This is a genomic window from Streptomyces sp. NPDC093085 (assembly GCF_040683935.1).
Lineage (GTDB): Bacteria > Actinomycetota > Actinomycetes > Streptomycetales > Streptomycetaceae > Streptomyces.
The window spans coordinates 273,955-293,796 of record NZ_JBFBFB010000007.1; the positions used below are offsets into that span (position 1 = coordinate 273,955).

Annotated in this window: 13 protein-coding genes, 1 tRNA gene and 1 pseudogene; 8 read left to right on the forward strand and 7 right to left on the reverse strand. The window is 72.6% G+C overall.

Annotated features, from left to right (window positions below; genetic code table 11):
• Nucleotides 1-185: 185 nt before the first annotated feature.
• The 3 genes from AB0O07_RS21855 (at nucleotide 186) to AB0O07_RS21865 (ending at nucleotide 5,663) form a co-directional block, all read left to right on the forward strand.
• Entirely contained in the window at nucleotides 186-1,742 is a 1,557-nt protein-coding gene (locus AB0O07_RS21855) for a multicopper oxidase domain-containing protein (protein WP_365635692.1), read from the forward strand.
• 98 nt (nucleotides 1,743-1,840) lie between these two features.
• The gene (locus tag AB0O07_RS21860; protein WP_365635694.1) at nucleotides 1,841-2,632 is read left to right on the forward strand and encodes an SRPBCC family protein; all 792 of its coding nucleotides are present in this window, start codon (nucleotides 1,841-1,843) and stop codon (nucleotides 2,630-2,632) included.
• Nucleotides 2,633-2,771: 139 nt separating this feature from the next.
• Complete coding sequence (locus tag AB0O07_RS21865) at nucleotides 2,772-5,663, forward strand: LuxR family transcriptional regulator (protein ID WP_365635696.1); 2,892 nt, start codon at nucleotides 2,772-2,774, stop codon at nucleotides 5,661-5,663.
• Nucleotides 5,664-5,964: 301 nt separating this feature from the next.
• Here AB0O07_RS21865 and AB0O07_RS21870 read toward each other — a convergent pair whose 3' ends face one another.
• Nucleotides 5,965-6,795 carry a nuclear transport factor 2 family protein gene (locus tag AB0O07_RS21870; protein ID WP_365635698.1) on the reverse strand — a complete coding sequence of 277 codons (831 nt, stop codon included), beginning with the start codon at nucleotides 6,793-6,795 and terminating at the stop codon, nucleotides 5,965-5,967.
• Between the two features lie 162 nt (nucleotides 6,796-6,957).
• Here AB0O07_RS21870 and AB0O07_RS21875 point away from each other — a divergent pair, with 162 nt between their 5' ends.
• Nucleotides 6,958-9,483, forward strand: coding sequence for a helix-turn-helix domain-containing protein (locus AB0O07_RS21875; RefSeq protein ID WP_365635700.1), 2,526 nt, complete (start codon nucleotides 6,958-6,960; stop codon nucleotides 9,481-9,483).
• A gap of 161 nt (nucleotides 9,484-9,644) precedes the next feature.
• Entirely contained in the window at nucleotides 9,645-10,964 is a 1,320-nt protein-coding gene (locus tag AB0O07_RS21880) for a glycosyltransferase (protein WP_365635702.1), read from the forward strand.
• Nucleotides 10,965-12,793: 1,829 nt separating this feature from the next.
• Here the strand turns inward: AB0O07_RS21880 and AB0O07_RS21885 are convergent.
• Nucleotides 12,794-13,024 (reverse strand): hypothetical protein, encoded by a 231-nt coding sequence (locus AB0O07_RS21885; RefSeq protein WP_365635704.1) that lies wholly within the window; start codon nucleotides 13,022-13,024, stop codon nucleotides 12,794-12,796.
• A gap of 17 nt (nucleotides 13,025-13,041) precedes the next feature.
• Here AB0O07_RS21885 and AB0O07_RS21890 point away from each other — a divergent pair.
• Nucleotides 13,042-13,967, forward strand: a pseudogene (locus AB0O07_RS21890) (replication initiator); the annotation flags it as partial.
• Nucleotides 13,968-14,055: 88 nt separating this feature from the next.
• Here AB0O07_RS21890 and AB0O07_RS21895 read toward each other — a convergent pair.
• Nucleotides 14,056-14,931: an IS701 family transposase gene (locus tag AB0O07_RS21895; RefSeq protein WP_365635706.1), complete on the reverse strand. Its 876-nt coding sequence runs from the start codon at nucleotides 14,929-14,931 to the stop codon at nucleotides 14,056-14,058.
• Between the two features lie 322 nt (nucleotides 14,932-15,253).
• On the opposite strand from AB0O07_RS21895, the gene AB0O07_RS21900 reads away from it, so the two are divergent.
• Both AB0O07_RS21900 and AB0O07_RS21905 read left to right on the forward strand, forming a co-directional pair.
• Nucleotides 15,254-16,549: a glycosyltransferase family 39 protein gene (locus AB0O07_RS21900; protein ID WP_365635708.1), complete on the forward strand. Its 1,296-nt coding sequence runs from the start codon at nucleotides 15,254-15,256 to the stop codon at nucleotides 16,547-16,549.
• Between the two features lie 373 nt (nucleotides 16,550-16,922).
• Nucleotides 16,923-17,108, forward strand: a complete 186-nt coding sequence (locus AB0O07_RS21905; RefSeq protein WP_365635710.1) for a hypothetical protein — start codon at nucleotides 16,923-16,925, stop codon at nucleotides 17,106-17,108.
• A gap of 53 nt (nucleotides 17,109-17,161) precedes the next feature.
• On the opposite strand, the gene AB0O07_RS21910 is transcribed toward AB0O07_RS21905, so the two are convergent.
• The 4 genes from AB0O07_RS21910 to AB0O07_RS21925 all read right to left on the reverse strand — a co-directional run bounded on the left by AB0O07_RS21910 (nucleotide 17,162) and on the right by AB0O07_RS21925 (nucleotide 19,734).
• A tRNA-Ala gene (locus AB0O07_RS21910) sits at nucleotides 17,162-17,235 on the reverse strand.
• 93 nt (nucleotides 17,236-17,328) lie between these two features.
• Entirely contained in the window at nucleotides 17,329-18,474 is a 1,146-nt protein-coding gene (gene glpR / locus AB0O07_RS21915; protein WP_365635712.1) for a gephyrin-like molybdotransferase receptor GlpR, read from the reverse strand.
• A gap of 142 nt (nucleotides 18,475-18,616) precedes the next feature.
• Entirely contained in the window at nucleotides 18,617-19,240 is a 624-nt protein-coding gene (locus AB0O07_RS21920) for a GNAT family protein (protein WP_365635714.1), read from the reverse strand.
• Nucleotides 19,237-19,734 (reverse strand): MogA/MoaB family molybdenum cofactor biosynthesis protein, encoded by a 498-nt coding sequence (locus AB0O07_RS21925; RefSeq protein ID WP_365635831.1) that lies wholly within the window; start codon nucleotides 19,732-19,734, stop codon nucleotides 19,237-19,239. The genes AB0O07_RS21920 and AB0O07_RS21925 overlap by 4 nt, the downstream gene beginning before the upstream one ends.
• Nucleotides 19,735-19,842 lie beyond the last annotated feature (108 nt).

Here is a 19,842-nt window from a genome sequence, read left to right on the forward strand (position 1 = left end):
GTCCGTAAGAACTACGTATACGTACGTACGTCCGGCCCTCCGGGAAGCCCCGGGCCCCCGGGCCCCGAAACCGGCTCCGCGGAGCCGCTTCTCCGCGGAGCCGTCTCTCTGCGTACCCGCCTCCCCGCCTATCTACGTAATTTGCGCCGACGCGAAGGCCCTCGCCCTCGCGAAACGGTTACCCCATGAAACGACGCACAGCCCTGAAGGCTCTCGGATTCGGCATCGGGGGCGCGGTGGCCCTGACGACCGGTGGTTACGGTGTCTACTGGGCCACGGCGGATCAGGACACGGTGGGCAAGATCGCCTTCGACAAGGCGCTGTCGATCCCGCCGCTCGCCGAGTCGGAGACCAACGCGTCCGGCACCCGCGTCTTCACGCTCGGCATCCGGTCGGGCGAGACCCGCTTCAAGCCGGGGGCGGCCACCCGCACCTGGGGCGTGAACGGTTCGTACCTCGGTCCGACCATCCGGGTGCGCCGGGGCGAGCAGGTCGAGTTCGCCGTACGGAACAGACTGGACCAGGACACCTCGCTGCACTGGCACGGCATGCACCTGCCCGCGGCCATGGACGGGGGCCCGCACCAGGTCGTACCGGCCGGGGAGACCTGGCGGCCCCGGTGGACGGTCGACCAGCCCGCGGCGACGCTCTGGTACCACCCGCACCTGCACGGCGCGACCGCCGACCACATGTACCGGGGCGTCAGCGGCCTGCTCATCGTGGACGACGAGGACGCCGGGGACCCCAAGGACGCCGGGGACCCCACGAAGGCCGGGGACCCCACGAAGGCCGGGGCGAAACTGCCGTCCGAGTACGGCGTGGACGACATCCCGATGATCGTCCAGGACCGCGCCTTCGACGGGGACAACCAGTTCGAGCAGCGGCTGCCGCTCGGCGGCGCGCTGGGCATCATCGGCAACGAGATCCTGGTCAACGGCGTCCTGGGCCCGTACGTCGACGTCACCACCCAGCTCGTACGGCTGCGGCTGCTCAACGGCTCCAACGCCCGCCTCTACAACTTCGGGTTCTCCGACGACCGTTCCTTCTCCCTGGTCGCCACCGACGGCGGCCTGCTCGCCGAGCCCTGGCAGACCAAGCGCCTCTACCTCTCGCCGGGCGAACGCGCCGAGATCGTGGTCGCGTTCAAGCCGGGCGAGAAGACCGAGCTGCGCTCGTACCCGTCGGAGTACGGCGGCACGCTGGGCCGGATCGAGGGCTTCGACGACCGTCTCGACATCTGCCAGTTCCGGGCGGCGGACACCCTGTCGGAGAGCGCCGGGATCCCCGCGACGCTCGGCACCGCGCCGGATCTGGCGGGCGAGAAGCCCGCGCGGGAACGGTCTTTCGTGCTCTCGTCCGACCAGATCAACGGCAAGTCGATGGCGATGGACCGGATCGACTTCGGGGTCGCCGAGGGAACGGTGGAGGTGTGGGACGTGGTCAACGACAACGGCTTCCTGCACAACTTCCACGTCCACGACGTCCAGTTCCAGGTGCTGACGGTCGACGGCGGAAAGCCGGAGCCGCATCTGCGCGGCTGGAAGGACACGGTGCTGCTGGCGCAGGGCAAGCACTACCGGCTGGCGATGCGCTTCCGCGGCCACACCGATCCGAACACGCCGTACATGTACCACTGCCACCTGCTCCAGCACGAGGACAAGGGAATGATGGGCCAGTTCGTCGTCCTGGGCGAGGGCGAGAAGGTCGGCACCGTGCCGAAGGGGCACCACCACAACTCCTGACATCCCCCACCACCACCGTGCACCGCCACCGTGGCACGGCCACGGCCGCACCGCGTCACCCGACCGACAGAACAAGAAAACAAGGAACAAGGACCCCCATGTACGCCTCCCGCTCCCCCCGCCGCCCCGCCCGGAAGGCCGCCGCCGCGATCGCCGCGGCCGTCGGTATGACCATCGCCCTCAGCGGCTGCGCCTCCGGCGACGACTCCAAGGACGACGCCGCCGACTCGTCCGTCACCGCCTCCGCCTCCGCCTCCGCGCCGGCCGGCCAGGCCGGCGACAAGCAGGACAACCAGGCCGGCCAGGGTGACCAGAGCAAGCAGTGCGGCGGGAAGGGCACGGACCCCAAGGCGCCCATCACCCGCTTCTCCGAGATCGACATCGACGCGCCCGTCGAGAAGGTGTGGGAGACGCACACCGATGTCGCGCGGTGGAAGGAGTGGCAGGACGCGGTCCTCACCATCGAACGCCTCGACTCCGGCGACTTCTCCGCCACGTCGCAGTTCCGCTGGACCACCCCCGTACCCGAGTCGGAGTTCGCCCCCGCGGACACCCTGTCGATCACGTCGAGCGTCCGGCACGTCGAGTCCGGTTCGTGCGTGATCTGGGACGGGCCCGCGAAGGGCAAGGCGATCACCATCGACAAGGGCACCCACCTCTGGCTCTTCACCAAGACGGACCAGGGCACCCACGTCTACACCCAGGAGTCCTGGGACGCCCCGCTGCTGGCGTCGCTGAAGGGGGACGACCTGACCGCCGTCGCCGACATGCTCGGCGGAGGGCTGGACTTGTGGCTGAAGGACCTGAAGGAGAAGGTCGAGAAGGTCGAGAAGGGGGACAACGGGGACAACGGGGACAGCGGGGACAAGGGGGAGGGCGCCACCAAGTAGGCCGGTCCCGACCGGCGAAAAGACTGCCGTACCGCACACCATCCGGTACGGCGGAACGGTCCGGGCGGCCCGCGGGAGGGCGGCGCCGCGCGGACCGGCTCCACGCCCCCGGAAACCTCTGCGCTGTACCCTACGCGCTGTGCAAACGTTGGCCCATAAGCGCGGTCCGCTGCTCGGCAGGCGGTACGAGACCGAGCGCCTCCGTGAGCTGATCGGCGCCGCCCGGACGGGCCGGGGCGGCGCCCTGGTCGTACGGGGCGAGGCGGGGATCGGCAAGAGCACGTTGCTCACGTACGCGGAAGGGGCGGCGTCCGGGTTCCGGGTGCTCCGCGCCGGGGGCTCCCAGCTCGAAGCCGAGCTGCCGTTCGCCGCGCTGCACCAGCTCTGCCTCCCGGTGCTGGGGTTTCTGCCCGAACTCCCCGCCGAGCAGGGCCGGGCGCTCCGCGCCGCCTTCGACCTGGCGACCGGGACCGGGGCACCGGACGTGTTCCGGGCCGCGCTCGCGACGCTGGGGCTGCTGACGGCGGCGGGCCAGGAGCGCCCGGTGCTCTGTGTGGTGGACGACGCGCACTGGCTCGACGCGGCGTCGGCGAAGGCGCTGGCGTTCCTCGCCCGGCGGGTCTCCGCCGAACCGGTGGCCATGGTGGTCGCCGTACGCGTGCCGCACGAGGCGGGGTATCCGGCGGGCGGGGGCCTCGACGCCCTGCCGGGTCTGCGGGTCGACGGGCTGAGCGACGCCGAGGCGCGGGCGCTGCTGGCCGCGCAGAGCCACGAGACGCTGGACGAGCAGGTACGGGACCGGCTGGTGGCGGAGGCGCGCGGGAACCCGCTGGCGCTGCTGGCCCTGCCGAGAGCCGGCGGCTTCGCCCCGGCCGAGCTGACGTCTCCTCCGGTGGGTCCGCCGATGGCTCCTTTGGTGGGTCCGCCGGTGAGTCCGCCGATGGCTCCTCCGGCGGCTCCCCCGGTGGGTCCGCCGGTGACTCCTGCGGCGGGCCCCCTGACCGCTCCGCCGGCGGCTCCCCCGGTGGGTCCGCCAGTGACTCCTGCGGCGGCTCCCCCGTCGGCCGCTGTGCCGACGCGGGTGGGCCACGAGTTCCGGGCCACGCTCTCCGCGCTGCCCGCGCAGGCGCGGCTGCTGCTCACCATCGCCAGCGCCGACCCGACCGGCGACCCGGGGCTGCTCTGGCCCGCAGCGCGGGGCCTGGACATCGACCTGGCGGCGGCCGGGGCGGCGGCGACCGCCACCGGGCTGGTCGAGTTCGGGACACGGGTGCGCTTCTTCCACCCGCTGGCGCGGACCGCGGCGTACGACGCCGCGGGGGCGGACGAACGGCGGCTGGCGCACCGGGTGCTGGCCGAGGTGACGGACCCGGTGGCCGACCCGGACCGGCGGGCGTGGCACCGGGCGCAGGCCGCCGCCGTACCGGACGAGGAGGTCGCCGCCGAGCTGGAGCGTTCGGCGTCCCGGGCCCGGGCGCGCGGGGGTGCGGTGGCCACGGCGGCGTTCCTGGAGCGGGCCGCGGAGCTGTCGCTCGACGCCGTACGGCGGATCGAACGGACCCTCGCCGCCGTACGGGCCCACCTGGACGCGGGCGCCACGGACCGGGCCGCCGCGCTGCTCACGACCACCGAGGGCGCGGGGCCGGACGCGTTCCAGGAGGCGGAGGCCGATCTGCTGCGGGGCCGGATCGCCCTCGTACGGGCCGATGACAACGAGGGGCCGACGTGGATGCTGCGGGCGGCGCGGCGGCTGGCGGCGCTGGACCCGGAGCGCTCCCGGGAGTGCTACCTGGAGGCGCTCGAAACGAGCCTGCTCGTCGGGCGGCCGAACGGTGTGATGGACGTCGTGCTCGCGGAGGCGAAGTCCGCGCCGCCGCATCCGCCGGACATCCTGGACGCGCTGGAGGACCTGGCCACGAAGGGGCACCGGGCCGCCGTACCCCTGATCAAGGAGGCGCTGGACGGCGCGGAGGGCTCGCTCTGGCCCCGGCACCCGGCGCTCGCCATCGTCCTCGCGGCCGAACTGTGGGATCCGGACACCCATATGAGGATCATCGAGTGGCTGCTGAAGAACGGCCGTGAGTCGGGGTCGCCGCTCGTGCTGCGGCTGGGGCTCGCGCAGGCGGCGTCGGCCGCCGCGCTCGCGGGCGACCTGGACGAGGCGATGGCGGCGATCGCCGAGGAGGAGGCGATCGCGGACGCGGTGGGCGGGCCGCCGATGTTCTACCACCGGCTCCAGTTGGCGGCGATGCGGGGGCGGCGCGGGGAGGCGGTCGCGCTCTTCGACGCCGTGATGGGGACGGTCACCGCCATGGGGCAGGTGGTCGCCAACGTCCACTGGGCGAAATCCGTGCTCCACAACGGCCTGGGCGAGTACCAGGAGGCGCTGGCCGCCGCCCGGCGGGCCACGGCCGGCGGGGATCTCTTCACCGCCGGGTTCACGCTGCCGGAGCTGGTGGAGGCGGCCGTACGGTGCGGGGAGCGGCCCGCGGCGGTCGCCGCGCTGGAGTCGCTGACGGAGCGCACCGAGGCGTGCGCCACCCCGTCGGGGCTGGGCGTGGCGGCGTACACCCGGGGGCTGGTGACCGGGGAGGAGGGCGACTACCGGGAGGCGATCGCCCGCCTCACCGACACCACGATGCTCCCGTACCGGGCCAGGGCCCATCTCCTGTACGGGGAGTGGCTGCGGCGCCAGGGCCGCCGGCAGGACTGCCGCCCCCAGCTCCGTACCGCGCACGAGCTGTTCTCCGGCGCGGGCCTGGAGGCCTTCGCCCGCCGCGCCGCCGACGAACTCCGCGCCACCGGCGAGTCCGCCCGCAGCCGCACCGCCCACGCCCGCGACCAGCTCACGATGCAGGAACTGCACATAGCGCGTCTGGTCGCCACCGGCGCGACCTCGAAGGAGGTGGCCGCCCGCCTCTTCCTGAGCCCGCGCACGGTCGACACCCACCTGCGCAACATCTACCGCAAGCTGGGCATCAACTCCCGCAGACAGCTACGGGACCACCAGGACCTGCGCCCCGCGGGCTAGGAACGAGGGACGAGGCGGCGACGGCCACGGCCATGGCCCGGACGGCGGCCCGGACGGCGGTGCTGCGCGCGGACCTGCGCGCGGTGCTGCGTGCGGACCTGCGTGCGGTGCTGCGTGCGGACCTGCGTGCGGTGCTGGGCGCGGACCATCCGGCTGACCGGAGCCCCGGGAGTCGGGAGTCCGGAGTCGGAAGTCCGGAGTCGGGTTTCCCGTACCCCCGGGCCCCCGTCGTAGGCGCGGACCAGCGGAACGACGTCGGTGAACGTGTCCGCCGCACGGGGTCCGCGCCCGCTGCCGTCCGTTACGCCGCCACCTCGGCCAGCCGGGTCAGCGACCCTTCGAGGTCGGCGGCGGAGACGACCGGCATGCGGGCCACCCATGCCGGGTGGGAGACCGCCGTCCAGTCGCAGGTCTGGGTCACCTCGGTGCGGCCGTCGTCGGCCGGGGTGAGCCGCCAGGTGAAGCGGTGGCCGATCGGGCGCTCTCCCGGCGGGCCGGGCTCCCAGGCGATGACCTGGTTCTCGGCGAAGGCCACGACATGGTTCTCGATCTGGTAGTCGCCCGCCTCGTCGTGGTGCATGGCCATGACGAAGGTGTCGCCGACGGCATCGACCGGGCGGGAGGTCTCGGCGTGCCGCAGCAGGCCGGTGACGTCGAGTTCCGGGTGACGGCGGGGGTCGCTGAGCACCGCGAAGAGCCGTTCGGGCGAGGCGTCGAGCACCCGGGAGACGGTGATGTGGGCCGGTCCTTCCGTGGCGACCGGGTCCGGGTAGAACCGGGCCCATGCGATCCGTCCGTCGCGGGTGGTGAGCACGACGGGGCCGCGGAGTACGACCGGCGCCCCGGTCGGGGCGGTGCCCCGCATCTCCCACTCCGACCACAGCATGTCGCCCTTCTGGGCGTAGCGCAGGATCTCGGCGCGGATGTCGGGGAGGCCGGCCAGGATCTTCTGCCAGTTGGCGGCGACCTGGTCGGAGCCGATGAACCCCTCGGCCGGCTTCAGCGGCCGTTCGGCCACGTAGTCGTCGGTGAAGCAGTCGGCGATCCGCTCCGGGGTGTGGGAGTTGATCGCCTCGCGCAGCGCGCGGAGGGCGTGGGGGAGCATGCGGTAGATCTCCTGGTTCTGTGGCACGTTCGGCTCTGTGACGCGTTCGGTTCTGTGACGCGTTCCGTCACCGTCGAGCATGAATTCCGGGGCGCCGCCCGACAACGGACACCGCCCGGACAGTTCCCCGGACACCGCCCGGACAGTTCCCCGGACACCACCCCGGCCCCGGCGGGCATAATCGAGCTTGTGAACGACTCGTCAGACCCCGCGCGGAAGCCGAGCCGCTTCGCGGCCATGCTGCGGGAACTGCGGGAGGCCAGGTCGCTGACCCAGCAGGAGTTGGCCACCGCGGCCGGCCTCTCCGTCGACGCGGTCAGCGCGCTGGAACGCGGCCGGCGGACCCGGCCCCAGCCGCACACCGTACGGGCGCTGGCCTCAGCACTGTGCCTCGACGACACCGACCGCTCGGGACTGCTGTCGGCCCTGGGGCGAGGCGGGGCCGGAGGCGGGACCGAGGCCAGGGCCGGGAACGAGGCAAGGGCCGGGGACGCGACAGGGGTCGGGGACGCGGCCGGGACCGGGGCGGGAGCCAGGAACGGGGCCGGAACCGAGGCCATGGCCGGAACCGAGGCAGGGGCCGGAACCGAGGCCATGGCCAGGACCGAGGCAGGAACCGGAACCGGGGCCGTCGAAATGCCGCCCCGTACGCTGACGACGCGCCCGCCGTCCCCTCCGGCCGTCACGGTGGTCGGACGGGACGACGAGGTCGCCGGGATCGTCGCCGCCCTGCGCACCACGCCGGGCCGGCTGGTGACGCTCACCGGCCCGGGCGGAGTCGGCAAGACCACCGTCGCGCTGGTGGCGGCGGACACGGTCACCGCCGACATGGTGGCCGCCGATCCCCCGGGCGGCGTCTACTTCGCCGACCTGACCGACGTCACCGACCCCGACGACGCCATCGCCGTCGTGGCGAGGGCCGCGGGATCCCACGCCGACACGGTGACCGGCCTCGCCGCGCATCTCGCCGGGGCGCCGGCCCTGCTCGTACTCGACAACCTGGAGCGCGTGGCGGCGGAGTGCGGCCCACTGCTGTCCGAGCTGCTGGCGGCGGCCCCCGAGGCGGTGGTCCTGGCGACCAGCCGCGTCCCGCTGCGGGTGCGCAGGGAGCGGGAGATACGCGTCGCCCCGCTCACTCCGGCGGCGGCCGTACGGCTCTTCGGCGAACGGCTCTCCGCCGCCGGCGCGCCACCGCCGCCCGCCGGGAGCGGAGACGCCCGTGCCATCGCCCACGACCGTGCCATCGCCCAGTTGTGCCAACGGGCCGACGGCCTGCCCCTGGCCATCGAACTCCTCGCGGCGGCGGCCGCCCGGCTCGGGCCCCCGGCACTGCTCGCACGGGTCGACCAGTTACCCGAGCTGTCCCTGTCCGCCCCGCGCGACCTGCCGGCCCGGCAACGCACGATGGCGGCCACCGTCGAGTGGAGCTGCGAGCTGCTCGGCCCGGCGGCCCGGCGGCTGCTTCCCCGGCTCGCCCTGGTCCCGGGCAGCTTCACCCTCGACACGGTCGACGCGATCGCCGAGGCGGGTCCCCGGAACGAGACAGACCCCCCGAACTCCGCGGACGCGACAGGCACCCTCACCGAACTGATCGAGCACTCCCTGGTCACCCGTGGCGACGACACGGCTGGCGTCGCACGGTTCCGGCTGCTGGAACCGGTACGCCGGTACGCGCTCGACACGCTCACCCCGGCCGACCGGGAACAGACCCGCCGGGGCGTGGCCCGATGGGCCCTGCGGGCGGCGCGCGAATACGGTGCGCGGATCCGGGGGCGCGGCGACATGCCGGCGGTCGAGCAGGTCGAGGCCGATCGCCACGTACTGCGGCTCGGGTACGAGCAGCTCGTCGACGCCCGCCGGTACGACGACGCCGCCGAGCTGCTCTGGTCGGTGTGGCTGCCGCTGTGGATGACCGGGCACACCCACGAGGGCCTCGCCTGGACCGACCACCTCCGCGGGGACGGCCTGAGCAGGGAGGGCCTGAGCGGGGACGGCCTGAGCGGGGACGGCCTGAGCGAACGGGGCCGGGCCCGCTGGCTGGTGGCGCGCGCGGGGTTCAACCGTGTCGCCGTGGACCTGTTCGCCACCGCCGAGCGGGCGATGCGGCTGGCCGAACGGATCGACGACGCCTCGCTCGCCGCCGAGGCGGCGATCTTCGCGTCGGCGGCGGCGCTGCGCCTCGGGGACTTCGACGGTTCGGGGGCACTGCTGGCCCGGGCGGAGGCCCATATGAAGGAGCGCCTCGACGTCGAACGCGACGTGTGGGCGGCCGTACACGTGCCGATCGGCACCGGGGACGGCGCGCTGCTGCGCGGTGACCGGGGTGCGGCGGCCCGGCACTGGCGTACGGCTGCGGTCATGGCGGGGGAGCTGGGCAGCGGGCTCTCGGTGGCCGCGATTCTGACGGGGTGCGCGGAGTCCGCCCGGGGCGAAGGCCGCCTGGCCGACGCGGCCGTGATGCTCGCCGTAGCCGGCGAACTCACCCCCGAGCGGGACGGACACCGCCCGCGGGCCCACTTGGCGGGCGTGGCGGCGGCCGTGGCGGCCGACCTGGGCGACGGGCCGTCGGCGCGGTGGTGGGAAGGCGTGGCAGAACCGGACGCGCCCGCACCGGACACGGCTGAACTCGGCAAGCGTTTCCAAACGCTGGTAACCCGCGCCGACACCGCGACCGCCACCGCCGCAACCGCCATCCCCACCACCCCCCACCACTGAGCCCACCCGTACGGCTCCGGCCCCGCGCTCCCCCGTACCGGCGATGTCCGGCCGGTGCCAGGCCGGTGTCCGTGGTCTCCCGCGACCGGAATGGCGACGATCGGATCCACCAGGCCGCCCCGCCCAGGGGGGCCGCCCCGTACCCCCGAGGAACCCCCGCCATGCCCGCCGCACCCCCCGTACCCTCCCCCACCCCCTCCCCCACCCCCTCCCCCACCCCCATCGTGCTCGCCGCGACCCCGCTCACCGGGCACGTCCGGCCGGTCCTGAACCTCGCTCGCCGTCTCGTCGCCGCCGGGCGGCGGGTCACGGTCGTCAGTGGCAGCCGGTTCGCGGCGCAGGCCGAAGCGGCGGGGGCGGCGTTCGTCCCGCTCGAAGGAGCCGCCGACTTCGACGACCGGCGCCTCGGTGAACTCCAGCCCTGGCTGCACGAACTGGTGCCGGGCCCGGAGTTCCTGCAAGCCATGTTCGGCTGGTTCACCGACATGGCGCCGGCGCAGAACGCCGTCCTGCGGAAGGTGCTGGCGGAGCAGCCGGACGCCGTCGTCGTCCACGAGGCCGCCTTCTACGGGACGTGGCCGCACCTGCTGGGCGCGCCCGGGATCCGGCCGCGCACGGTCGGCCTCGGGGTGTTCCCCCTGACCCTCAGCGGGGCCGAGCTGACCATGATGGGGCCGCCGCCCCCGCGCGCCGGGCTCGATGTACGGGGCGCGGCAGCCGCGTACAACGCCGAGCTCGCCGCGCAGCTCGCCGACGCCACCGCGCACGCCCAGCGGGTCATGGCGGAGCTGGGCGCGACGGCCACGCTGCCGGTGATCAGCGACGCGCAGATCCTGCTGCCCGACGTGTTCGCCCAACTCACCGTGGCCTCCTTCGAGTACCCCCGGATCGACGCCCCGCCCTCGCTGCGGCTGATCGGGGCCCTCCCGCCGGAACCGCCCACCGCGTGGCAGCCGCCCGCGTGGTGGCCCGAACTGTCGGGGCGCCGGGTCGTCGCGCTCACCCAGGGCACGGTGGCCAATCACGACCTGTCCGCGCTCGTCCAGCCGACGCTCGACGCGCTCGCCGACAAGGACGTGCTGGTCGTGGCCGGACTCGGCCGCGAGATCGCCCCCGGCGACCTGCGCGTACCGCCGAACGCGCGCGTCGAGCCGTACATCCCCTTCGACGCGTTGTTCCCGCTGGCCGATGTCGTGGTCACCAACGGCGGCTACGGCGGCGTGCAGCTCGCCCTGCACCACGGCGTGCCGCTCGTCGTGGCGGGCGAGAGCGAGGACAAGCCCGCGGTGGCCGCCCGGGTCGCGGCCTTCGGCGTCGGCATCGACCTGCACACCGGCCGCCCGGACACCACCGCGATCGCAGAGGCCGTCCACCAGATACTGACCACCCCGACGTTCCACCACCGCGCACGCACCCTGAGCACCGACTACCACGCCGCCGACCCCGTACAAGCCCTCCTGGAAATCGTCGACGCCCCATAACCCCCGCACACCCGCACACGGGGAGCCCACACCAACCCCGAACCCCACGAAATCCCGCCCAGTTACCCCACTGGGCGGGATTCCACGAACCGATCCCGAACTGACCCGCGAGCGATGCTGCTGTGGACCTGAGGAAATCTGCCCCCCCTGACCCCCTAGATGCGAACCACAGGCGAACTGTCTCCGAGGCCTGCTCGCCTGGTGGACAGGCCCCCAGAGGCGCTGACGCCCAACGGCGATCGCGGAGGTCGCGGTACTCCACTGCCGTACCACAACCAAGCCGGGCACCCAGTCTCCCCGTAGCCGGGGGCAGCATCCGGAGAAGCCCCCACCTTGCCACGTGACCTCTTCGTCCCGAAGCAACTTGGAAAGGGCCTTGCACCTAGGTTCGTCTGCCGCTCACCTGCGCTGAAGGTCCGCAGCCGTCCGCGCTCGTCCGCCGGTGTTCGTCGGCGTTGTCACGCAGACAGACACTCACCCCGCCGGTCCGGTCTGCTTCTTGCGGCGCTTGCTCGCCCGCGGCCCCAGGCCAGCAGCCTCGCTATCGCCCTACTGTGCCTCGGTCGTCGTGGCTTGAAGGCTCATCCTCGCCTGGACGGTGCTCGGCGTTTCCACGCATCGCCTGGACAGCCCGACGCCATGAGTTCAGGACATCAGGTAGCTGATCCAACGTACCTTTGATGGCAAACAGCATCATGGTGATCACGCTGGAGATCGTCAGGATGGCGAGGGTCAAGCTGTTGCCCAAGGTTCCGGCCTCTCTGAGAGCGGTCGGACCTCCCGGCGGGGGCAGTCCGACCATTTCTGCGATGGTCGAACGGCTTCCCGCCGGCACAAGAATGCAGTTCAGGGCTACGGCCCCACGTTGGATACTGCGGGTACTGCAAAAGGGGCGGCCCCCGAGGAGCCAACAGGGCCCGACAGAGAGTGGTGCCGGCCACTGCTCCTGCAAGGCGTCTGTTCTTCCTGGTACCCCAGCGCGAAGCCGGGCCGCCCAGGGCGCGGACAGGTGACGCCGAAGGCGCACCTGAGATTGATTCCAAACTAGCGCAGCCTGCTGGTGCCTCACCGCTTTCGGCTGTTTCGGCGCGCGAGCACCAGACCTATGGGATCCTGCGCCCCATCACTGTGATGCCCGTGGAGGGCAGCAGCCTTGCTCGAACGGGTAGCCGGAATCGAACTTGCGCTCTCAGGGAAAAGCTCCAAATGTTCATTGGTGCTGGGCGGGTGGCCCTTGATCGACCGACGCTGCCGACATGATGTCTTCTTGCCCTGGGTCTTGCCGAGGTCTTGGTGAGCTGTGTTTTGGCTGCTCATGTGCGGTGGGCCCGTGCGTCTGGTGGTCGTCATTGGCAACTGGTGAGCAACCTCGGACGCCCCAGGGACGACCCAGCTCTGCCGCACTCGGCCGACGGCCAGCACCCTCAATGCGCCCCGTCCGAACCTCAGCCGACGACAGTCAGCCACGACGGCGGGCGCGCCGACCGACCACGCATGCGTATCCCTCGCTGCACCCCCAGCGGCCCCAACCACGCTGCAACTTCCGTCGACCAGAGCAGGCCACGGCCGGTCCATGGCAACGGCGCCGGAGACCTCAGCTTGGGGAGATCGGGTTATCCACGGGCAGTTGCCCCTCTGACCAGCGGTGGAGCGGTGTCAGTCCCCTCGTGATCAGCTGGCTGCCCCCTCGGCGTTCCCGCGAGCCCCCGCCTGGTCTGGCACACCTCTCAGTTCCCCTGGCTGACGCCTCTCAGGCCGAGACTTCGCTTACAGACACGTAAACAGTGAAACTCGACATCGTCAACGGCCCTCCCCAGCCGTAACAGCGCTCAGAGCATGCCGAAGACTCGCACGCCCGTCACCGCGAGACCTACGACCCCGACCACCCCGGCGAACCCCCTCAACACGTCCGGCGAGAACCGTGGATCAAGACCACCTCCCGGCGACCGCTCCGCCAGCAGATCGTAGGCACGCAACCCGAGATTGCGGACGTCGAACGCGATCACCAGCGCCCCGACACCGACCACAAGACCGGCCGCCAACCGGCCCCAGTCCCCCATCGAACCTTCCCCCACCCATGTCTCGAACAGCCCACCAGGGCGGCCTCGATACCGCCAAGCATCCGCCGCCCCGGCCGGCCTCCCTCTCCTCCGCCCGACCGAACGCCAGACCAAGGAGAAGCACCGTCTTCGCGCACGCCACCGCACCGCCCCGCACCGAACTGCGCCGCCTCGCCACCTACGGCCAACTCCCCGACCCTCTGCGCCAGCTCACCACCCTCGGCGGCTGCACCCGGCCCATCCGCCTCACCGACCACCGCACGGAACACCACCTCGACACCACCACCGGCGAGATCGGCCCCGTACTCCACCACCTCGAATCCACCACCCTGCCCGCCGGACAGCTCCCCGTCCCCTGCAACAACCGCCGCACCACCCGGTGCGCCTCCCGCGCCGAGACCTACCGCCACGACACCTACCACCTGATCACCGCCGAACTACGCGGCGGCAAAGGCACCCCCGAACAGGTCGCGCATCACCCGCGCGTCTTCGCCACCTTCACCGCCCCCAGCTTCGGCCCCGTCCACAACCGCCCCACCGGCCCCCCGCCTGCCGCTGCGGCACCGCCCACCCCACCGACGATCCCGCCCTCGGCACCCCGCTCCACCCCGACGCCATCGAAACCGCCACCCGCGCCACCGGCCCCGTCCTCGACGGCCACGCGCACACGTTCGCCTTCGGCCGCCAACTCGACGTACGCACCATCCGGGGCGCCGACTTCGCGGGCGGCACCGAACTCACCGACCGCGCCGTGGCCGGCTACATCGCCAAGTACGCCACCAAAGGCGCCGAAACCGCCACCGGAACCCTCGACCACTGCATCCGCCTCCTGGCCGAACTCGCACACACCGACCTCACCGAACACGCCCGCCGCCTCGTCCGCACCTGCTGGGACCTCGGCGCCCGCCCCGACCTCGAACACCTCCGCCTCCGCGCCTGGGCCGGCCCTTCGCGAACTGGCAGGTTTCCTCGATCTTCCAACGGCGGCAGATGATCTCCACGAGGGCGCCGAGGGCGACGTCGCCCGATGCTCAGCAGTGGAAGCAGGAGGTCTCGCCGGTGTAGCGGTGGCGGCGGGCGACGAGCGCACTTCTCCCGTCCGGCTGTTGTGCACCGTCCGGGGTGTCGTCGGTGCGGATGTCCAGCCAGGCCCAGTCGTACTCGCGTCGGCCCTTGGCCCCGTCACCGGTGGATCGGCGCATCCACTGCCAGGGGCGGACCTTGTTGAGCATCTGCCGGGCCTGCCAGCGGAGGCCCGCCCCGGCGGTCACCGGGTGGGTTGCGGGGACGCCGACGGTATAGCCGAGGCCCAACTGCCGGATCCATGCTCGTAGTTCGCGGCCGCAGTACACCTCGTCGGCGGCGAACCAGCGAGCAGACACTCCGGCTTCGAGAGCGTCGGCCACCATCCGTGCCGCCTGCTGGGGCTTGGTGGCGAAGGCGATCTCGTCGGGGACGCCGGCCGCCTCACGTCGCTCGTCGTCGGCGGCCCAGTCGGCCGGGAGGTACAGGGCCCGGTCGATGATCACCCGCATCGTCGGCGTGACCGCCGCCAGATGCACCGCGACCCGGCACAGACCCACACCGCCAAGGGCGCCGGAGTACTGCCGCCCCGCCCCCACGCAGCCGGTCGAGGACTTCGCGTCCCCGGTCTCGTCCACCACCAACACCACGTCCTGATCAGCAAGGTGGTCGATCACCATCTCGGCCACCTTCTCGCGAGCCCGGTCGTGATCCACACGCGCGCGGGAGAGCAGGTGCTGCGGCCGGTGCGGGCCTCGACGCCCGAGCGCCTCCGCCAGCGTCCAGCAGCTACGGGTGTCCGGCTCCAGCAGCAGCCCGGCGGTCAACTGCCGTGCTGCCTCGCGGGCTTCACGCCGCGCGAAGCAGTGCGCGATCGCGTCCATCGCCGCCCCGAACGCCTTCGCCCACGCCTGCGGCGGTCCTTGCCGGTAAAATCAAGACCGCGCTGCCGGCCTGCCCGTCATGTGGATTCACGCCGAGCACCACACTTTGCGAACGACTGCGTGGATTTGGCTGACCGGGGGGCGACCGACTTTGACGAGATTCACCGATCTCCGCTCTCGGCGCAGTGTTCCCGTTTGCCTTATTCCTTTCCTGTGGACCGTCGCGCTCGGCCTGTGGGGGCTGTCGCGGGAGGACAGTGTCTGGCGGGACGAGGCCGCGACCTGGCAGGTCGCCCTCCGGTCCACCAGCGACATCACGCACATGCTGGAGCACGTCGACGTCGTCCACGCCCTCTACTACCTGTTCATGCACGCGCTGTTCGAGTGCTTCGGCCCTTCGACCACTGTGTTACGGCTGCCCTCCGTGCTGGCGGTCGCGGCGGGAGCGGCATGTGTGGCGGAACTCGGTCGGCGGCTTTCCGGGAATCCGGTGGGCCTGGGCGGAGGCATGGCGTTCGGGCTGCTTCCCTCCGTGCAGTTCTACCTTCAGGAGGGCCGTCCGTACGCCCTGGTGGCGGCGGGCTCCGGGCTCTCGACGCTGCTGCTCGTGGCGATGCTGCAAGGGCGACGGCACCGGTGGGGGTACTGGACCGCCTACGGCTGCACGGTCTTCGTGTGCGGCCTGCTGAACTGGCTCTCGCTGCTGATACTGCCCGCGCACCTGGCGACCCTGGCGTGGACACGAGCGACGCGCGGGACGTGGCTTTGTTGGACCGCGGCATCCGTGGCGGCAACGGCAGGCGTCACGCCACTGATCCTCTTCAGCCGTACCCAGTCCGGGCAGGTGTCCTGGATCCCGCCGCTGACCTGGCACATGCTGATCGGGCCGGCGATCTTGCTTGCGATCGCCGGCGTCGGGACCCTGCTGGACCGGCCCCGGGCGGGACGGCTCTCGGCAGCGGCCGTCGGGCTGCCCCTGCTCGCGGTCCCGCAGTTCGGTCTCGTCGGGCTCTCGCTGTTCAAGCCACTTTTCGTTGATCGGTATGTGCTGTTCAGCCTGCTGGGCTTGGCCCTGATGATCGGTGTCCTTCTTGGCGCGCTCGTGGGGGCGGTGCAGCGGCGGTCGTGGAGCGCCGCGCGCTGGGTCCTTCCCCTCTCAGTCGCCGTCGCTTCGGTCGTCCTGCTTCCGCAGGCGCTCGCGAAGCGCTCGCCGCAGAGCCGCGTGGACGACGTCCTGGCAGCTGCGGCGCAGGTGGCGCGGTTGAAGAAGTCTGGAGGCGCCGTGCTGTTCGTCCCGGCAGCGCGGCGGGACACCAGGCTGGTCTCCCCGCACGCGTTCACGGGCCTGCAGGACATCGCCCTGGAGGAGACGCCGGAACGTTCCGGAACGCTGAAGGGAGTGGAGTGGGACGCCGCGCGCATCCGGACTGAGATGCTCGCCCGGCAGCGCATCGTTCTCGTCACCGACGCGGAAGACGCGTCGAAGCCGGCGAACTCGGCGCGGGACAGGACCAAGATCTCCACGCTTCGGGAGTACTTCCGACCGGTGGCCGATGAGCAGGTCCGCGGCCGGAGAGTGACCGTGTACGAGAGACGCACGCCCGGCCGACCGTCGTGACCTCGGGCCTCAGGGCCGTGCGCGATGCGGGGGCAGCGGGCGTAGCTCCTCCGGGCCCTGGACGCCATCGCCACCGTGCTGGACCCGGTGCGCCACGACCACCGCTCCCGACTGCCCCTGTGCCACGCCGACTTCCACGTCGCACTGTGGAAAACCCCGAGAGCCGCGCCGCCGCCGACCGCCTTCAGCGCCTGGTCAACCGCCTGATCAACCGTCTGGCCCTGGCCACCGTCCGCATGGCCCAGCAGCACGGGCACCTGCGCGGCTGGAACGGCGACGTCGGCATCGACGCCACCGGCATCCCCGTAACCGCCCGCCACGACAGCCCTGGCGGGGCACCGCATCCATCGAGACCACCGCAGGCCGGCACGCCATGGGCGGCACCGAAAAGAAGACCTTCGGGTACAGCGCGCCCCTGGCCATCGCCGCCCACCACCGCGACACCGACGATGCCCCGCCCAAGGCGTACCCGCAGCTGTGCCTGGACGCCCGCCCCGCCGCCCGCACCCAGACCTCCCGCACAGCCCGGAAACGCCAAGATCCCGCCCGATCGAAGTGATCGGACGGGATCTCGTGAACCGTCTACGAGTCAACTCGTGAACGGCGCTGCTGTGGACCTGAGGGGATTTGAACCCCTGACCCCCTCGATGCGAACGAGGTGCGCTACCAGTCTGCGCCACAGGCCCTTGCAACGAGTGAAACTCTAGCACCCTCCCGGCCGTGCCCGGAAATCCGTTGGCCGCTGGTCACGGGCGGGTGGGCGGCGGCCGGTGAGGGGGTTACTCGTTGGCGGCGCGGGGGCGGACGTCCGCTTCGTCGTACTGGTCGAAGAGCGGGGTCCTGCCGTGGTCGCGGGTGCGGCGCTGGGGTGGGGTGCGGGGGGTGGGGGCCGGGTCCTGGGGTGGGGGCGGGGAGGGTTCGGCGGTGGAGGAGCGGGCGGCGCTCCAGGTCTCCGGGTCGCCGACCTCCACGCCGCTGGAGGCGCGCGGGGCGACCGGGGCGGTGACGTACGTGGGGAGCGGGACCGGGACGGGCTCCCAGCTCTCGCCCCGGGCTGGGCCGTGTTCGCGCTGCTGGTCGACCCACTCCGCGTGGTCGGTCTGCTCGACCAGGGCGCGGCGGCCCGCCTCCTGGGGGGAGACCGTGGGGGCCGGCTCGGGTTCCGGGGCGGGCTCCGGGTCCTCGGGCGCGGCGGGGCGGCCGCCGCGCGGGGTGCGGTTCTCGCGGAGCCGCTGTGCGGCGGCCTCGGCGCGGCGCCGGTCCATGGTGAACGCGAAGCGGCGGCGCTCCTGGCCGCGCAGGTGGACGATGTACGTGCTGAGGAGCACGGCGGGGATCGCGGGCGCCCAGAGGAAGCCCAGGCCGCCGACGGCCGCGACGACCGCGCCGAGGGTGAAGGAGAGGAAGAGGATCATGGTGGTGCGCCGGCGGCGGGCGAGGACCTGCGAACGCCGTGCACGCCGGGCGCGTTCGGCCGGGCTGCCCGCGGGGCGCGTGCGCCGCCGGGGCGCGGGGCGCTCGGGGGCGGGGCGGGGCGCGGGGTGGGAGGCGGGGTGCGCGGGCGCGGGGCGCTCGGCTCTGGCCGCCGCCGGCCGGGCGGGGGCCGGGAGGTCCGCCGGCAGGTGCATCCTGACCTCCGTATGGTCCGGAGGCGCGGCGAAGGCCCGGACGTCGACGGAGCTGATGGACTCCGTACGGCTCTCCGGTTCCGCGTCGGGCCCCGCCTCCTCGGCGGTTCGCCCCTGAAGCTCCTTGGCGTAACGGCGCTCCATGCCCGCCCTTCCGGACAGCAGCCGGATGGCGGTGCTGAAGCGCTCCGTCGGACGTGCTTCGTTCAGCTCGTCCTGCCTGCGGAGCCACATCGGCACCAAGTAGGCGGCCCAGGCCCCGACGATGACTGCGTAGATGAGGCCGCTGCTGCTCACGGTTCACACCGTAGAGGGGTTCGCACGAGGGCATCGGCCAATTGGACCGGTGTGTCGCACGATCTGGCTGATATCACGGACTTTTTTTGTGATTGTTCGTATCGATTTATCGTCGTATCGAACGTGATATCGAATGTTTGTTTTATTTTCTGGTTGTTCCCGGGCGCGCCCGGTGCCACCGGTGCACCAGTCCCTCAGGTACCTCCTCCGCCGTCAGCGCGTAGACGAGATGGTCCCGCCACGCCCCGTCGATATGGAGATAACGGGGGCGCAGCCCCTCCTCCCGGAAACCGAGTTTGTCGACGACGCGACGGCTGGGGCCGTTCTCCGGGCGGATGCAGATCTCCACGCGGTGCAGCCCGACCATGCGGAAGCAGTGGTCCACGGCGAGCGCCACCGCCGTCGGCATCACCCCACGGCCCGCCACGTCCCGGTCCACCCAATAGCCGATATGACCGGAGCACATCGAGCCCCAGGTGATCCCGGCGACCGTGAGCTGCCCGGCCAGCCGCCCCTGGTACTCGATGACGAACGGCAGCATCCGGCCCGCGTTGGCCTCGGCACGGAGATGGCGGACCATCTGGCGGTACGTGGGGCGCTGGGCGAACGGGCCGCCGGGGGGCGGCGGCGGGATCGTCGCCTCCCAGGGGCGCAGCCAGTCGCGGTTGCGCCGGTTGACCTCGCGCCAGGCGCGCTGGTCGCGCAGTCGTATCGGGCGGAGGGTCACCTCACCGTCCACCAGCATCGCGGGCCAGGCCGGGTTCATCCGGAGACGCGGGGGTGGTCGCCGCCGCGGATCTGGTCCACGGCGTGGACGAGCAGCCGGTCGAGGACGGCGAGTCCGTCGCGTACACCGCCGGTCGATCCCGGCAGGTTCACGATCAGGGTGCGCCCCGCGACGCCCGCCAGGCCCCGGGAGAGCGCGGCGGTGGGGACCTTCACGGCGCCGACCGCGCGGATCGCCTCCGGAATGCCGGGGATCTCGTAGTCGATCACCCGGCGGGTGGCGTCCGGGGTCCGGTCGGTGGGCGAGATGCCCGTACCGCCGGTGGTGAGGATCACGTCGTACGCGGCCGCCACGCCCTCCCGCAGGGCCTGCTCGACCGGATCGCCGTCGGGCACCACCCGGGGTCCCTCGACGGCGAAGCCCAGCGCACCGAGGCCGTCGGCGAGGAGCGGGCCTCCCTTGTCGGGGTAGACACCCGCGGCGGCCCGGTTGGACGCCGTGACGACCAGCGCCCGGTACGGGGCGGAGGACACGGGTACGGGCGGGGGCGGGACGGCGGCGGGCGAGTCCGTCGGAGCGGGACCGGCGGGCTCGCCCGCTCCGGTGGGCCCACTGGCCCCAGCGACCCCGGAGGCCCCGGC

Bases quoted from the DNA above. Each gene is read 5' to 3' on its own strand.
- AB0O07_RS21885 (WP_365635704.1), bottom strand. From the start codon at position 13,024: ATGGGGGACTGGGGCCGGTTGGCGGCCGGTCTTGTGGTCGGTGTCGGG.
- AB0O07_RS21880 (WP_365635702.1), top strand. From the start codon at position 9,645: ATGCCCGCCGCACCCCCCGTACCCTCCCCCACCCCCTCCCCCACCCCC.
- AB0O07_RS21860 (WP_365635694.1), top strand. From the start codon at position 1,841: ATGTACGCCTCCCGCTCCCCCCGCCGCCCCGCCCGGAAGGCCGCCGCC.
- AB0O07_RS21920 (WP_365635714.1), bottom strand. From the start codon at position 19,240: ATGAACCCGGCCTGGCCCGCGATGCTGGTGGACGGTGAGGTGACCCTC.
- AB0O07_RS21855 (WP_365635692.1), top strand. From the start codon at position 186: ATGAAACGACGCACAGCCCTGAAGGCTCTCGGATTCGGCATCGGGGGC.
- AB0O07_RS21905 (WP_365635710.1), top strand. From the start codon at position 16,923: ATGGGCGGCACCGAAAAGAAGACCTTCGGGTACAGCGCGCCCCTGGCC.
- AB0O07_RS21895 (WP_365635706.1), bottom strand. From the start codon at position 14,931: ATGGACGCGATCGCGCACTGCTTCGCGCGGCGTGAAGCCCGCGAGGCA.
- AB0O07_RS21900 (WP_365635708.1), top strand. From the start codon at position 15,254: ATGCTGGAGCACGTCGACGTCGTCCACGCCCTCTACTACCTGTTCATG.